Here is a 15,674-nt window from a genome sequence, read left to right as displayed (position 1 = left end):
CAAAAATAGCCAGATTGCTTCCACATAAAGCTGCAAAACGACAATATCAAGACCTTAATTGACTTAAAATAGTTTCACTTTGTTGGACTAATTCGAGGTATTGATCACCAATCATAAAACCTAGAAACGCATAAAGAGAGATAAAAACTCCCACCACTACCGGTTTCCATTTTTCAGGAATTTTGATAACCCCTTGCAAGGAAACCTTCCATTTCCTTGATAGCCATTCCAACAGGATCGAGTACAGAACTACGAAAAATAACAAGACTACAACAGCAAACGACTGCTTCAACTCACTTTCCAAGATCAATAGTTCTACCTCTTTTTTTGAAGAAACATCCCCAATAGGATACGTTTCAATAACACTCCCCTTCCAGTCATAACTCTCTACGATTTTCTCTTCCTCTTTAAGGAGGGTGCCAAAAGGAACGTGATAGTCTCCTATAGAAAGATACATGTAGAGCCCCCAAATCAGAGGCATGACGAAAAAAGGAGAAAATCGCAACCACTTATTTCTCACTTTGGTCCTCCTTTACCTTTTGCCTTCAACGAGCAGATCCTTGATCTCTTTCAGGACCTGGATTTGTTCATCCTGTTTGTCGGTCACACGTTTCGTCATTTTTTCCAGCGTCTTCGTAATCGACCATAAGGAAAGGATGATGACAATACTTATAAATACAGCCATTGGTTCACACTCCCCCCCGTATCGTTCAGTCCAAATCAAACGTCTAGAGTGTAGACCTCTAGACGCTTCTCAAGTACCTTCTGTCCGAGATTCATGATTTCACTTATTCCGCTGTCCTTTTTTTTCCTGCTGCTTCTTAACGTTCTCCTTATGAAATGGAGAACGCAGATCCTCATCCACCACACTGAATACATTTCGGTCCGGATCGAAGAAATCGAAATGCTTCATGCCGCCGAATTCTTGGATATCTGTCGTCTCAATCCCTGCTTCATCTAATTTCTTAAAAGCAGCGTGGATATCGTGGACGACAAAATTAAAATAACTATTCTTTTCGCTTTTGTTTATCTCAAATTCCGTATGCTGGGGATGAGTGACTTCAACAAGTCCGAACTGCGCAGAACCATGAGGAAAGAAATAACCGGCTCCACCTTCCCAAGAATCAATCTCCAGAACACCAAGGTGTTCTTCATACCATCTTTTCGATTTTTCAAGGTTTGTAACGGGGACGAATACACTTCCAACTTGAAACATGACCATTCCTCCTCATAAATTAATCATCCTTCTTTTCCCGCTCTTCAAATTTTTCTACTTTCATTTTCAGTAAAAGTACTCTTGCATCACCTTTGATCATTCGCTCTACTTCAGCATTATTTTGCAAATCAAACGTTTGAATCGACCCTGAAGAGGGCTGTCGATAAACTCCCAACAAAACTTCTTCGTCTAATTCGAGCGTGATTTCTTCTTCCCCGATGGCGTATTCCCATGTACTGATTCCGTTTTCATTTAGAGGAAGGGAGCTCTCCCTTGGGTGTATCGATACGCCTGGTGCATACAGGTGCAGCATCGCTCCCTCACCCCCACCTCTAATCATTCCGGTTCCTAAATGCCCTTTCTCAATTTCATTCGGACTTTTCCCGTAGGATAATTCCGCTAATGGCTCAGGAATCTTTTCGCCATCTTGATAACCTTCCAACCAGACTCGGACCCACCGTTCATCTGCTTTTGGCAAGGTAAACTCAAAATCATGAAGCTGACCAATCGCTAAATCCTGGTACGTCTTCTCATAATCGGACTCAGGATTCGCCTTGATGACCGGCTCTGTTCCTCCAGCCATTGCACAACCAGAGAGGATGCACAAGAGCACAACTACAAAGATTTTCTTCACGCTACACCTTCTTTCCTTAAGGATGATAGAGGACGCTGGATGCGCTATGACAAATCCCTTCTTGTTATACGCCCTCGGATTTAAACGTCCTGGCTACTGCTCAAGACCCTGGATTTTTGTTGGTCCCTTCACAAGCATCCTCCGCTGCACTTTGGGACTTCTTGATCCATTGTCCCATCCCCTTCATTTTCTGTAAATTACATCCAATTACATTGTCTGCCGAACAGAATATATAAAAGCAGCAGCTGAATAGAAGCTCCTGCTTTTTTCAAAGGATAATAAATGGTTGATTTATCGGAGCACCACTCCATAACAAAGAAAGAACACACACATTTGGTCCTACTTACCACTCCATCTAAAATAGCGGGAAGCAAGCACAATCGAAACGACTGCGATTCCAAGCAAGATACCAACTTCGAGACCGAAATGTGAGATGGGAGCTTCGTTCCAAGTACCGCGCAGCAATTGAATGACATAGTACAACGGTAGAATCTTAGCCACGTATTGAAGAACCGTCGGCATCATGTCTAACGGGAACGTGGCACCAGAAAGAAAGAGCATCAAGTTTAGAAAAAGGGAGCTGATTGCTGCTGCAGATTGGGTGTTTTTAGCGAGAGATGTGATAAACAGTGCAAAAGGAAAGAAAGCAAGAATGCTGATGAATAGAGCCAATAACGTACTTCCGATATACGCAGGGAGCTGCAGGTCGTACATGACCATACCGAACACCATCAGAAGCAAGGCAGATATAATGAAAATCACCGTTCCCTGCACAGTATGAGCAGCAAGGATTTTCCAAGGCTGAAGCGGTGTCGACTGGTACCTTCGAAGCACCCCTGTTTCTCTATAGCTGGCGAGTACGGTACCTAAAGTAAAAAACGACGTCGTCACAATATTGACACCGATCCATGACGGTATGAAGACTTCAGCAAAGGTAAAAGGACCGGCCATGCCCCCACTGAACATCGAACCAAATAGCCAGATCATGACGACAGGAAAAAGGAACGTCCAGAAAACACTGAGACGATCGCGGAAAAACATCTTCGTTTCCAAGTTTGCTAGCTTTATGACCGTATTCATCCCGTTTTCTCCTTATTTAAGTATTGTACAAACAAGTCATCAAGTGACCCACGATCAAACTTAAAGTTCTTCAATTCTATGTTTTCTTCATGACAATAAGTGAAAATTTGATATGCCGTATGTTGGAGGTCTTCGCTGAACACTTTGAATTCATCTTGTTCTTTTTCCACACGAACCACTTCACCCAACGTCAACAGGTACTCATAAGACATCTGTTCACTCTCAAACCCGATGTAATGGGTTGCGACGTCATCCAGAAGAGCGTCCGGTTTATTCATGGCCTTAAGTTCTCCACTGTAAATCATGGCGACAGTATCACACAGCTTTTCCGCTTCCTCCATATAATGAGTCGTCACAACAATTGTGCTGCCATGATCTCTTAAGCTGCGGATCATTCCCCACATTTCACGACGTGCATGAGGATCAAGCCCCATGCTCGGTTCATCCAAAAATAAAAGTTCCGGCTGATGTAATGTGGCTAATGCAAGCGTCACCCGCTGCTTCCAACCTCCAGAAAGATCTTCAAAATGGACATTCAGCTTTTCTTCCAAACCAAGCATTTCAATCAAATGATCCTTCTGCTTTGTACCTTTGTAAAAGCTTGAAAACAAGTCCAAGGCTTCTTTCACCTTCATCTTCTTCTGAATAGAAGTTGCCTGAAACTGGACACCGATCCTATGATTCAGTTCGCGCAGCTGTTTATCCGGGTGCAGCCCGAGTACCTCCACTTCTCCTGACGTTGGCTTCTGAATCCCTTCCAAAATTTCAAGTGTAGTCGTCTTTCCGGCACCATTCGGGCCGATGATCCCGAAGATTTCTCCCTTTCTTACTTTAAATGAAAGGTTTTTAACCGCTTGTGTAGCTCCAAACGACTTCGATAAGTTTTCGACTTGGATGACGTGTTCGATGATGACCTCCTCCTTCTGATAAGTGATATATGGATGTACGCTTTGGTGGCTGGAAAGTTTCATTTTTTCCTAGCGTTCTGAGATTGCATCATTTGCAACTCTCTATGTGTATTCGAGTGCCGCATTATTTTTCCTCTTTTTTTAACGTTCTCTTAAATCCAACACCTACGGACGTACCCAAGAGGCTGCCGATACTCAAGGCTATAAGAAGGCTCCAGTCCATCTCGCCATCATTCCATAAACTTAATAAAAATAAGGTTACAAAAACACCAAACATCCAGAACATCCAGGATTTAAAGATGTCTTTGATAAGATCCCTCCTTGTTTCAATAGGGCTAAGTGTAATCATCATGACCCACGAAGTCATGGCCCTTTGATCCATCTAAATTAGGTTCCGAACAATATAGAAAAAACAGTAAGAAGAAAACCTCCCACACTTAACGATACCGTGGGCACCCCTAGTTTCCTACTTTTTTTCTTCATATAGAGCAAACCTGATGAAAATAAAGACAAAAAGGTTCCCATAGACAAGAGCTCGACCACATCTACTAGGTCTGTGATTATGTATAATAGCAAGGTACATAGAAACAAGGATAAAAGAATAGGGTTTATAACTGAATGTCGTTTCCCTTCCTTTTCCACATGACCATTCATTTTCAAAGCATCACACTCCTTCAACTAGCATGCTTAGAGCAGGTTGCCCCCTCTAACTTATGATGGTTGAGGTCTACCTGGCAGATATTTAGTAAAATAAGCTCCTGATAAAAGGAGAACAATCGTGGCCGTCCAACTGATCACGCCAAGCCCCTCCGTCCAATAGGCGATAAGGTTAAGGATTGCAATGGAGTACATGCAGATGGATGTCAGCGCTGCTTTCCACCCCTTCACTCCCAATTTTTTTCGTTTTTGATGCGCTACAAAAATCGATCCTAGTAATGCTAGAAGCAACAAACCTGAAAGAATTATTTTTATCATTCGAATCCTCTCCCACTTTTAGAAATGATCAATATAAGCTGTAAACTGAATGAAAAATCCGACAAGCAGCAGAATCCCCACGATGAGGCAACCAATATGGATCACTTTCTGAGCGAATGTTTCTTCTTTCACTTTTTTAATGGTCACGAGCGGAAACAATGTCAAAAGAACGCCAAACAATAAAGCTAAATCCATTGATCATCCCCCTATTAGACAAACGTATCATTAGGAGCACTAGTGGCTTATTCCTATGAAAGAACAGACTTGTATTGTGCATGAGGAATGCCAATAGTTCGCCCCTCCTTTATTTCCTTAGCTGCCGATCACTTGGCATGACCACGGCGGCAATAGTGTAAATAAGCCAGGTCATTCCCCCAGTGAAAAAGCCGGATACGACTACGATGACCCTCAATAGGCTCACATCGATATTATAAATTTCACTAAGACCACCAAGGACACCAGACAACTGGCTTTCATCCGTAGAACGGTAAAGTTTCTTCAAAGCTCTTCGCCTCCTTTATCACGATTCTAAAACCCATTCAAAAAATGTGATGACATAATAGAAGCTGTAAAAGTGCAGCACCTGCAGCCCTAAAAATAAAATCAAAACACTTACCGCCCGTTTTATGGTAGGCTGCTGCAATTGAAAATAATAACCGATCCCCCAGATCACATAGACCAATAGAATGGTAAGGTTCTCCCCTATATAGGGATCTTCTTGTTCTACGAAATGGGTTCCAAAATATAAGAGAAATCCCCACGCTAGTAAAAGGACGAATAAAATTAGATTCGTCATATGAATCGCTTGTCGAATGATTTCGCCTCCCTTTATCTAAGGTGCACGAATCCCCATCGCAAGAAGGAGAAAAAACATAACCAACAGTCCTCCACCATTTAATACAAACCCGGCTGTACCTGCAAACACTCTCTTAGATAGCAGGGCACAAAACATTCCTATAAGAGATAAGGAACTTCCGATGGTCACGACCAGCCCCAAATGAACGTCCGGTCCCCGCAACAATAAGAATATGAGAACATGAAGGATGACTGTGCCGAATGAGATCCAGGCCCACTTGTTCATTCGTTGCACCTCCTCTCTAATAATTCTAATAGGTTACAACTTCTTTGCATGATCTTGGGGAGCTGAAACCGTTTCTAATGTGTAACAAAACCCAATAACATCCATTTATTAACTTATACGGGTCATTCCTCTTATAAGTTTCATCATTCTTCTTCAATAAAAAAAAGGATCTCCCGTTTATAGGAGATACCCTTACCCGTGGTCATCTTTCCGATCAGCAAAAAGATCTTCTTTCATGGCGTAGATGGCCGCTTGTGTACGGTCATGCACCTGAAGTTTACTCAAAAGATTGCTTACATGCGTTTTGACCGTTTTTTCTGTTATGTACAAGTCACTCGCAATTTCTTTGTTGCTTTTTCCAAGTGTTATTTGATAAAGGACGTCTTTCTCCCTGTTCGTCAGTTTGAAATGGACGCCAGGTTCTTTCTTCTCAGTTCCACTCATTTGTTCCAAGAGGAGGTTCGTCGCTTTTGGATGAAGCAGTTTCTCCCCATTGGACGCAGCTCTGATTGTTTTCACAAGTTCATCCGGGTCGACATCTTTCAGTTGATAGCCGACAGCACCTGCCTGCAGAGCAGGAATGACATGGTCCTGATCGGAATAGCTAGTCAGGACGACCACTTTTGCTTCTGGATGTGCTTCACGTAATTTCTTCGTCGCTTCCACACCATCCATGACAGGCATCATCAAATCCATCAGCACCACATCCGGCTTCCACTCTTTATATGCCTGAAGGGCTTTCTCTCCATTTTCCACTTCACCGATGACATCCATATCTTCCTGAGTGTTCAGAAAAAATTTCAACCCGCGCAGGACGACCAGATGATCATCCACGAGCATCACTCTAATTTTCATGCTCCTCCCCCTCTCTTCGGTAAGGCAAAAAGACCTCAATGACCGTGCCAGCTCCACGTTCACTTTTTACAGTAAGTGTCCCACCTAAAAGTTCTGCCCGTTCTTTCATACTGGTCAGTCCAAGCGTCTTTCTATTATCATCTGCTTCTATCTGAAACCCATCTCCATCATCCGCAACAGTCATGCCTGCTCCCTCTTTGGTATCAAAAAGCCGGACTGTGACTTCTTTCGTATTGGCATGTTTGCCGACATTATTCATCGCTTCCTGACTAATACGCCACAGCGTTTCTTCTGCTTGCCGCGACCAGTCAGGAAGGCGTTCCATATCAAATTGAACATGCAGTCCCAAGTGCTCTCCATATTTTTTCATAGCAGAAATCAAACCTTCTTCCAGCCCAACTGGTCGAAGCTGCCATATCAAAGAACGCATTTCTTTTAAAGACTGCCGGGACATCGACAGCATATCGTCCATGAGCTCCCCAAGAGATGGATCATACTGCGCCACGATTTCCTTCGCGCCTTTAGCCGTCAAAGACAAAGAGAACAGTTTTTGGTTTACAGAATCATGCAGATCGCGGGCCAGTCGCTTTCGTTCCTCATGAAGAAGCAATTCCTGCCTTCTTTCCTTTAAGGCGATGCTTTCATAAACAAGTGTCAAATGCCGTCCCAGTGCCATAAGAAACTCTCGATCACTGGGTTGGAACGAGGTACCCGCCGGTGGTTCAATCCAGACACACCCGAATACTACTTGTTGTCTGATGATTGGAACCACCGCAACAGATTCTTCCACGCTCACTTCATCTTTCAATGGAAGAGCTGGTTTCGTACCCAGATGATTTTCTATGTAACAACCAACGGAAGACCACTCAAAAATCTTCCTGCCTTTCTTCTCCAAAACCTCTTGTAGATCATGAAAATTTTCCGCAGACCATAGAGACCCGGCTAATACGTTTAACTTTTCGAAGCTCTCCGCACGCCTTCGCTCGTTTTGATACAAACGTGTCCGGCGTATAGCGGTCCCGATTTGGAAACCGAGCGATTGGAGCAGTGTCAATTCTTCCTGGGAGAATTTTTCTTTCCGAGGCGAGGCGACATTCAACAAACCAAAAGAATCCGCTCCATCCCCGAGCGGGATCGTAGCATGATGAGTGATGCCATTCGTGTCTCCCCAAGCGTTCTGAATTGCTTCGTTCAGCCGCTTACACTCTATGATGTTGACCGGCTCATCCAACTTTCCATTTCGATACCGATTCAAACAATAACAATCCCCACTGCACATCGGTTTGTACTCTCCCCACGATAGAGCGGGAGGAAGCCCATGATGAGCAGCGAGAACATACTCTTCAGGATGGTCGATGAGAAAAATCCACCCTGCATCAAGTTTTGTCAGTTCGAGCATCTTCTCCAGCACCGTCTGTAGCATCATCGTCATATCATTACAGCGGTTAAGTGTCTCAGCGATCACTTTCATAATATTCAATTCTTCCACCCGTTCATATCCACTCATGTCTGCCACCTCTGCCGATTCGTCGTGTCGAATACTCAAATAAGTTTGTCGAATTCCTTACTATCCAGGATGGATTCTTAAATAACGATGTCGGATTCTTAAATAACTTTGTCGAATTCTCAAATAACACCCATCATTAAGAGCTTTTCACATTCAGAAAAAGATCCGCCATGGATTCTGTCAGCAATAAATCAAGTTTCTCTTCCATTTCCGACTTCAAACGGTTCCCATCAAAGTGCTCCGGGTCAAAAATCAGTTGTTGAGGAGCAACAGCAGCATAAAGTCCGCGTCCTACGGTGCGCATTTGATTAAGCGCGTTGATGCCACCTTTTCCTCCTCCGGAAACCGCAAGCAGCAACGCCGGCTTCCCTTTAAAATGTGACCCGCTTAAAAACTCCAGTGCATTTTTTAACGCGGCGCTCATACCATTATGATATTCCGGCGATACCCAAATAAAACCGTCCGCTTCAGCAACGACCCTGCGCAGCCACTGGACGGAGGGATGATTTCCTTGTGATTCTTCTCCATTGAACATAGGAAGATCCAGCTTGCTCAAGTCTACCAACGTACCCTTCAGTTTATGTTCCAACGTCTGTGCGACAATCCTCGTTCGACCATTCTTTCTCGGCGTTCCACTAAAAATAACAAGATTCATTTCCATAACCTCCTTACCTTATAGGTTATGGGAAAAAGCAGATTCCGGAATCCGTGGATGGAAGGAATGTCATCTACACCTTTCGACCGAAAACATATGTTCTTCATACAAAAAACACTTGAACCTTCATGGATTCAAGCGTCTCTCGCTGCTATTTTTTGAAAAAGGACATGATCTTACCAAGCGTGCCACGGGAATGTTTGACCGAATGTTCCAGACGTTCATTGAACTCACTTTGAGAGCGCCATTCTTTCTTCTGTTCCTCACGCATCTCCCTGATTTCTTTTTGCAGATACTCCGATTTCTCCTGCTCTTCACGCAGCAATTCCTCATATTGTTCTTTCTGCTGCTGCATCATTTTATCCATTTTTGTGTGCGTCTTTTGAGAAAAGTTTCCGACTCCCGAGCTGATGACATGGTGATCCTGCTTGAGACGGGAAACCGTTGTCTTTAGTTCAGCCATATCATTCTTTAACTGGATGTTCATTTCTCTTGAGGCCGCGAGCTCATTAGCAAGAAAACGAAACATCTCTTTCATCTGATCGGAATCTTGCATTTCGGTGCCATCATATGTATCTGAAAGAGCAAGGTCACGAGACTCATAGCCTGCAAGCAACTCCTGCTGTTCCTCTACAATTTCTTTAATTTTATCTTCTTTCGGCAATTCCGCATCGCGGATTTTCATGAGAGCCTCGACATCTGACCTCACAAAGATCCGCCGGTCGCCGTCTTTGAAAAACTCATACCCGCTCTGTTCCAAAAGCTGCCCATACCGTCTAACCGTCGTTGTGGCGATCCCGACTTCTTCAGCTACTTCCTTCGTAGAGAAAGCGCGTTCGTTCGGTTGTATATCGTGTCGCATATCGGGCCTCCTTTTCTACCAATATGAAAATTAAGAAAACGATTTGCAAATGTCTCTGTTTCTATTATAAAAGTTTTTACGTCTTCTGCCCATCCACATTCCGTTTTATTTTTTCAACTCTATGAAAGGACTGTTTCACAAAAATTTTTCCATGCGTATATCTGCCCACTTGCTGCCATTCCAATATGTAAAATCAGGGATTCTCGCAATCTCCTGATACCCGAGTTTCTTGTAAAGCTTTTGTGCCTGCTCATTGAATTCGAACACACCAAGCTCAACCCGCGCTAATCCTTCTTCTTTAATTCTGTCTTCCAAGTAACGAACCGCTTCAAATCCAATTCCTTTCCCACGTCCGCCAGACTCACCAATGGTAATCCCAATCCATGCTGTGTCCTTTTCTTTGCTATGCAGATGTCCTGGATTGACCATGTAGTTCATTTCTCCGACGAGTTCACCATCCCTATAGATGAGGAAAATCTCATGGTTTTTCAACCGCTGTTTCAAATTCTCCGGAGTCACATCATACCTCTTATCTAATGCGTTCTGATCCGGATTCGGACGAATCAGCGGAATAAGCTCGCGATCATTTTCCCACCGATGGTAGGCTTCTGCGATTTGTGTCGTCGGCTCGATCAATTTTTCAAATGTAATGCCCATGACGAATTCCCCTTTCCGTTGCGTCCCTCACGTTTTTCTCCGCCAAATTCCCCATACTATAGTTTTCGGAATGTTCCCTCTCTATATGGGAGTCTCTGATTAATCGGTGTTCTTCTATTATGACATATCTCGACCTTTTCAGGTGAGATCATCCATTGGTTTACACTCCTACTTAAAGAATTCATCCTGTCTAAAAGGAAGGGACGCAGAAAGGTATGGGCGTCTTTTCTGAGGGGGGTTTTGAATTAGGAAGAGTTGGTTGGAGTTGAAGTAAAACATACAGTTAAACCTAAAAACCCATGGTGGATAGACCTAGAACTTGTTTCAACATGACCATTAAAAAAGCCACCCACATTGTACTATGAAGGTGGCTAAGTAAAGTTGATGATATTAAGAAAATAATGGCATGTCCCCTGCAATAAAGTAGTGGAAGTAACACGTGTAACTTCAATTATAACAACAAAGTTGAAGACGATTTCCATCTAAATTATAAAAGTCGAAATAATGATTTACCGCGTCTTTCTGCTTGTTCCCTATGTTCACGTTCATTGCTTTCAATTGATTATAGGTCTCTTCCAAGTCCCTTGTTTAAACGATCGGGAAAGTCCGTTATTAGGGATCCACGACCTCACACTTCTCAATCATACCGAACCTTCTCCCTGCCCGTGTATTTTTCTCTCACGCGCTTTCTGCTGTGCTTTCCACGTCCGAATTATATTAGGAACACCTACGCTTGCACTGACCAACAAGCTCCACATGACGTAACGCGCATCCCCTGTCCATAAAGCGACGACAATAAACAAACCCAGCTGTCCTGCAAGGGCAAACCATGAAGCGATCCAGGCAAACGTCAAGTTTTCTTTCATCCCATCCCCACTCTCTCATGGTAAAAGATTCCTTTTGTACATCGTATCATAAATCATCCTAAACAGAACTAAAAAAGCCACTGAATCTTTTCAGTGACTTTTTGGTGTTCACCACCAGTATGGATAATACGGATAATAGTACGGCCACCACCTGCGGATTCTCCAAAATGGAAAACCGAACAGCCAAAACGGTGCAAAGAACGGAAAGAACAATCGACTGTCACTCTCGCTACCGCCTTGGGCCTGTTCCTGCTGTCCGGATGGCATGATCAAATTCATTTGATTATGATCATAGCTGTGCAGAAGCCCTGTATGTGTTTGCCCATCATCCAGCTCAATCTGTACCATTTGATATAGGTTTTGTTTACAGAAGTCATGGATAGTTTGAGGCTGGCTTCCACTTTCCTGCATTTGTTGATGACTTGGTCTGTTCACCACATCACCCTCCTTCGACTCCTCACATTCTATGCAAAGCGCCCAGGAAGGTGATAAAAAAGTCATTTTACCAAGGAACCACAGGACTCCACTGACCACCTCAATCTCCTTATAGAAAAAGGTTTCTCATGTACAGAATCCCATAAAAGATTCCACCCAGTAGACCGATAAATAATCCGACCATAATAAATCCATAAGTGAACCCTTTGATCATGGCGATGAGATCAAGAACCATATTTTTTAATGTACCCAGAATAAAACGCATGCTGCAACTCCTTCTCTATCGCCATTTCTTAAATGCGCTCCAAAGCTTTTTCCACTTCTGTTCCACTGGCTTATCTGATTCAGAGCGTTGTTTTTGCCATTCATTGTAGCTGGCAATGCCGATGAGGACAAGGCCTGCTATCAGTAGATAGACCCACCACGGGACGTTGCCCCAATATGGACGTGTCTGGTAAATAATGTTGAATATAAGGACACCCATCCCGACTAGGAAGTAGGATTTAATGCGGAGCTGCATGCCCGCAACCATTGATACCAGCGACAAGCCTCCGATGATCCAGGCATCCCATATCGTATGACTCTGGATCGCATCAAGCACAAGGTAGCCAGCAATCAACAACAAGGCAGCGAACTGAACGTACCCCATCGCTTCAACAGATGCCGACCAGATTCTTTTCCTTACAACTGCCAGTACAATCAAAACCGGCAGCGCTTGAACCTCTGCGATTATCAAGTCAGGCACCGTGTCACTATAAGCGGCAATAATCATCAAGTATGCTCCATACATACTGGCAGCCATACTTGTATAAGAAACTTTTCGAAGGACTTTTTCCGACCATTTTCCACCACTTAGATAGAACCACAAACTGAGCAGTACCACAGGGAGAATACGGATCCAGACACTGTCCTCCCAAGAAGTATAAAGATTCAAATAAGCGATGTTCAAAAGTGCTGTCCATGTATACGCATCGGCATGAACCCCAGGACCGATCAGTTTTTTATGCAAAAGTTTCCCTGCTCCAAGAAGTACGAGGATGACTGAGACGAGCACAAAAATCAGATTAAGATCAGTCCAAAAGACTCTTAGTTTTTCCCACAAACCGAACAAGAGAATGATTGGAACAAACCGGACGAGCGACCAAGACCGTCGGTGCAGGAAAAAAAGATTGAAAACCGTATATCCGACCACCAGCAGCCATTCCCCATCTGCCTCCAGTGGAGCATCGCTTACTATGACAAACAGTCCTAAAATGGAAAAAGGAATGATATACCATTCCACGCGTTTCTTCCAAACCGCTGGTATAAAGAACCAGAGTGCGGCATACAGGAGACTGCTGGCTAAAAACGCATATTCAACGGAGATTGCTTCCCAAAGTCCAAGTTCCCCTGGTAGTGTGACGACGAGCAAGTAAACGATCGTCAATGCAGCATAGAGCATCGTTTTTGTTCCCGATTCTTTTCTTGCTTTCAGTGAACTATACGTGTACACCGCTAATGGTATCAATAAAAGTAGAGCGTGAACACTTTCGCTCCCCACCTGATCTAAAAGGAAGAGAACGACGATCAATGGCTGAACGATGTGAGCTAACATGTAAAAATAGGGACGCATCCCCCGCCATTTCTTTTCTCCAATTTCCCCGATCGCAAGCAGCCCTACAGGTGCAAAGGCCATATACGTGATCAATTGTGAAAACGAATCAATCCCTAAAGGTTCGATCAACGAAATATAAAAAGCAAGCATTACGACCGAAACAAAGCTCCAACAAAACCTCTTGTTGGAAAAACGGACGAGTCCGTACATCATTCCGATCCCTGCAAGTAACAGGAGCGGCCGGACAACCACCGGATCGACTCCATCATCGACAAGTAAAAGGACCATAGCGACCACGTAGGTCCCTTGCGCGATATAAAAACTGGCGTGAGCCAAATCGTTCTCTTTCAACTTGTGCCAACCCTTGTAGGAAGCGAGCAGCAACACACTTGTACAAGCCAAGTGGAAGGGGATGGAATACCCTTCACTATAGGCGGGCACCCACTCGAGAAGCTTTTGATAAAAGATCGCAGAAGCAGCAACCAATCCTGATGGAAATACCCAGACGGCCGTAAACTTCATGTCTCCATGGGCAGGACTTTTCTTCACAAAATAAGCGAGCAAACTTACGATAAGCAGCATGATCGCACTGTACCCATACTGCAGGTCATAAAGAGCGAAGGATAAACAACCTGTCAAAACGAATAAAGATGTATAGAAATGGCTCTCCTTCACGGTCTGCAGCCATTTGATTCTTGTCCAGATGCCCCCATACAGAAAAAGGAAAGAGGCAGCAGTAAATAGGAAGAAAAACCATGGCCCCGTTTGAATTAGATCCCACAGCTGAGCCATGGAAACAAAAAAGAAAACGGAAGCTAAATACGAAAAAATCACATAGGTTGTCACATTTGCTAGAACGAGATAATTGGCCATGATGACAACATACGCAACAAGCAACAACCATGAGCTGCTCTCCTCTTTAATCAAAATGCTTTCATATGTGATATAGATGAAAGCGAGAAAAGAGATGACTCCACTCGTCAAACGGAAGACCTTTTCAATGAACGTGTGGTTCCGAAACGCATACGCGAACCCAATGTAAAGCAGGCCGACAAGCGCATACAAGAGTGAATCCACAGCATAAAGCGGGGTATGCTCGACGAGTTGGTACAATCCATACACAAGCATCACTGAAAAAACAAACTGATATTCCTTTGTTTTGTAAACAAACACCATCGCCATGTAGATACTTGCCGTCAGAAGCAGGTTGAAGCTGTAGAATACTTCGTTTTCGAAGAAGAAAAGCATCAACAAGGTTGATAGAACAAGATTCAATTGGGCGAACAAAGGTACTTCTTTCATAAATAACTGAAGGGATTTCCGATCTTTCAAACGAAGATAACCGAAAAGCAATCCAGCATTGTACAACATTAATCCAAGATAAAAGGCATCGATAGATAATGGGAGCGCTCCAAGTGTGAACCCTGCCGAAAGCGATAGAAACACCAGCGCTATCCAAACATAAAGGCGGGAACGATGGACAAACGCATGCCTCACGTATAAAGGAAGCGGCAAGGCCGTTCCCATTAAACCGAGCACATGTCTTCCTTCCCCATATAGGGAAAAATAAGATCCGAAAAGCTCAAAGTAACCGATAGCAACGATGATGATCGGGATGAGCAGACTTCCCAATGTCAAAAAAGCAAAAGCCGTCTGTTTGATTTTCAAAAATCGGCCGGTGCCATAGCTCAAAGCAAAGAAAAACAGGGAAACAAAAGAAATAGAAACGACCTTTGTCGCTGGTCCCATCTGATCCCACTGACTTGTCGCAACGATCAAACCTGTAATCAACAGGATCGAGACGCCCAAGATGAGCGTCCACGTAATGTTCCGTTCGCGGATTTGTTCTGGCGTGCGTTCTTTTTTCTTCTTCACAGGCTTCGGTCTTGCTTGGGGCTTCGGATTCTGGGCTGGCTCTGGTTGTGTTTCTTTTTTATAGACCTCTTGCTTTCTATCTACAGATTCATAGTCTGCCAGATATGCCCCCTGCGCCTGCATAAGTCTCCTGTATTCCTCATCTGTTATGTATCCGTTGTTTTTCAGGTGATTCAATTGTTCCCGGAATACCCTCTGTTTTTCTTCCTTGGATAATGCGGCCACTTCTTTCCCTCCCCATTTTAATTATAGTGTAATTTTACACTTAAATTGTTATATTTTCAATATTATCCAGAAAAACAATACGATGAAGTCCTCATCTCGATCAAAAAGAAGGTTGCCCACACCAGGAGCAACCCGCAATTTTTCAACAAGATCATTTTAATAGTCCAGGTCATGATAAGAGACCCTGATTATTGTTCCAGCCTGTTACTTAAATTTTTGTAATTACATCGTAACACACTTGGAATATTC

General features: G+C 43.6%; 20 protein-coding genes. All 20 read right to left on the bottom strand.

Features of this window, described 5'->3' with window-relative positions:
• Positions 1 to 46: 46 nt before the first annotated feature.
• The 20 genes from ACXACN_RS01880 to ACXACN_RS01785 all read right to left on the bottom strand — a co-directional run bounded on the left by ACXACN_RS01880 (position 47) and on the right by ACXACN_RS01785 (position 15,425).
• Positions 47 to 520, bottom strand: a complete 474-nt coding sequence (locus tag ACXACN_RS01880) for a hypothetical protein (protein ID WP_474961855.1) — start codon at positions 518 to 520, stop codon at positions 47 to 49.
• A 12-nt stretch (positions 521 to 532) separates the two neighbouring features.
• Positions 533 to 685, bottom strand: coding sequence for a hypothetical protein (locus ACXACN_RS01875; RefSeq protein ID WP_474961853.1), 153 nt, complete (start codon positions 683 to 685; stop codon positions 533 to 535).
• 99 nt (positions 686 to 784) lie between these two features.
• Positions 785 to 1,216, bottom strand: coding sequence for a VOC family protein (locus tag ACXACN_RS01870; RefSeq protein ID WP_474961852.1), 432 nt, complete (start codon positions 1,214 to 1,216; stop codon positions 785 to 787).
• A gap of 19 nt (positions 1,217 to 1,235) precedes the next feature.
• Entirely contained in the window at positions 1,236 to 1,850 is a 615-nt protein-coding gene (locus tag ACXACN_RS01865; RefSeq protein WP_474961850.1) for a hypothetical protein, read from the bottom strand.
• Between the two features lie 339 nt (positions 1,851 to 2,189).
• Complete coding sequence (locus ACXACN_RS01860) at positions 2,190 to 2,930, bottom strand: ABC transporter permease (RefSeq protein WP_474961849.1); 741 nt, start codon at positions 2,928 to 2,930, stop codon at positions 2,190 to 2,192.
• Positions 2,927 to 3,838, bottom strand: coding sequence for an ABC transporter ATP-binding protein (locus ACXACN_RS01855; RefSeq protein WP_474966778.1), 912 nt, complete (start codon positions 3,836 to 3,838; stop codon positions 2,927 to 2,929). The genes ACXACN_RS01860 and ACXACN_RS01855 overlap by 4 nt, the downstream gene beginning before the upstream one ends.
• Before the next feature lie 711 nt (positions 3,839 to 4,549).
• Positions 4,550 to 4,813, bottom strand: coding sequence for a hypothetical protein (locus ACXACN_RS01850; RefSeq protein ID WP_474961847.1), 264 nt, complete (start codon positions 4,811 to 4,813; stop codon positions 4,550 to 4,552).
• A gap of 18 nt (positions 4,814 to 4,831) precedes the next feature.
• On the bottom strand, positions 4,832 to 5,008 hold the full coding sequence (locus ACXACN_RS01845; RefSeq protein WP_474961846.1) for a hypothetical protein: 177 nt from the start codon (positions 5,006 to 5,008) through the stop codon (positions 4,832 to 4,834).
• A gap of 109 nt (positions 5,009 to 5,117) precedes the next feature.
• The gene (locus tag ACXACN_RS01840; protein WP_474961845.1) at positions 5,118 to 5,315 is read right to left on the bottom strand and encodes a PspC domain-containing protein; all 198 of its coding nucleotides are present in this window, start codon (positions 5,313 to 5,315) and stop codon (positions 5,118 to 5,120) included.
• 18 nt (positions 5,316 to 5,333) lie between these two features.
• Entirely contained in the window at positions 5,334 to 5,609 is a 276-nt protein-coding gene (locus ACXACN_RS01835; RefSeq protein WP_474961843.1) for a hypothetical protein, read from the bottom strand.
• A 36-nt stretch (positions 5,610 to 5,645) separates the two neighbouring features.
• Positions 5,646 to 5,894, bottom strand: a complete 249-nt coding sequence (locus ACXACN_RS01830; RefSeq protein WP_474961842.1) for a hypothetical protein — start codon at positions 5,892 to 5,894, stop codon at positions 5,646 to 5,648.
• A 192-nt stretch (positions 5,895 to 6,086) separates the two neighbouring features.
• Positions 6,087 to 6,749, bottom strand: coding sequence for a response regulator (locus ACXACN_RS01825; RefSeq protein WP_474961841.1), 663 nt, complete (start codon positions 6,747 to 6,749; stop codon positions 6,087 to 6,089).
• Entirely contained in the window at positions 6,739 to 8,256 is a 1,518-nt protein-coding gene (locus ACXACN_RS01820) for a GAF domain-containing sensor histidine kinase (RefSeq protein WP_474961839.1), read from the bottom strand. The genes ACXACN_RS01825 and ACXACN_RS01820 overlap by 11 nt, the downstream gene beginning before the upstream one ends.
• Before the next feature lie 136 nt (positions 8,257 to 8,392).
• Positions 8,393 to 8,911 carry an NADPH-dependent FMN reductase gene (locus ACXACN_RS01815; protein WP_474961837.1) on the bottom strand — a complete coding sequence of 173 codons (519 nt, stop codon included), beginning with the start codon at positions 8,909 to 8,911 and terminating at the stop codon, positions 8,393 to 8,395.
• 151 nt (positions 8,912 to 9,062) lie between these two features.
• On the bottom strand, positions 9,063 to 9,773 hold the full coding sequence (locus ACXACN_RS01810; protein ID WP_474961835.1) for a MerR family transcriptional regulator: 711 nt from the start codon (positions 9,771 to 9,773) through the stop codon (positions 9,063 to 9,065).
• 135 nt (positions 9,774 to 9,908) lie between these two features.
• Positions 9,909 to 10,430, bottom strand: a complete 522-nt coding sequence (locus ACXACN_RS01805; RefSeq protein WP_474961833.1) for a GNAT family N-acetyltransferase — start codon at positions 10,428 to 10,430, stop codon at positions 9,909 to 9,911.
• Between the two features lie 641 nt (positions 10,431 to 11,071).
• Positions 11,072 to 11,296 carry a hypothetical protein gene (locus ACXACN_RS01800; RefSeq protein WP_474961831.1) on the bottom strand — a complete coding sequence of 75 codons (225 nt, stop codon included), beginning with the start codon at positions 11,294 to 11,296 and terminating at the stop codon, positions 11,072 to 11,074.
• A 108-nt stretch (positions 11,297 to 11,404) separates the two neighbouring features.
• Complete coding sequence (locus ACXACN_RS01795) at positions 11,405 to 11,731, bottom strand: LSm family protein (protein ID WP_474961830.1); 327 nt, start codon at positions 11,729 to 11,731, stop codon at positions 11,405 to 11,407.
• A 109-nt stretch (positions 11,732 to 11,840) separates the two neighbouring features.
• Positions 11,841 to 11,996, bottom strand: a complete 156-nt coding sequence (locus tag ACXACN_RS01790) for a hypothetical protein (protein ID WP_474961828.1) — start codon at positions 11,994 to 11,996, stop codon at positions 11,841 to 11,843.
• Positions 11,997 to 12,011: 15 nt separating this feature from the next.
• Complete coding sequence (locus ACXACN_RS01785) at positions 12,012 to 15,425, bottom strand: hypothetical protein (RefSeq protein WP_474961827.1); 3,414 nt, start codon at positions 15,423 to 15,425, stop codon at positions 12,012 to 12,014.
• Positions 15,426 to 15,674: the final 249 nt, after the last annotated feature.

The organism is Halobacillus sp. AWM4_238 (assembly GCF_056158265.1).
Note: the sequence above shows the minus strand (reverse complement) of the source record. Positions and strands in the feature narration are given on the sequence as shown.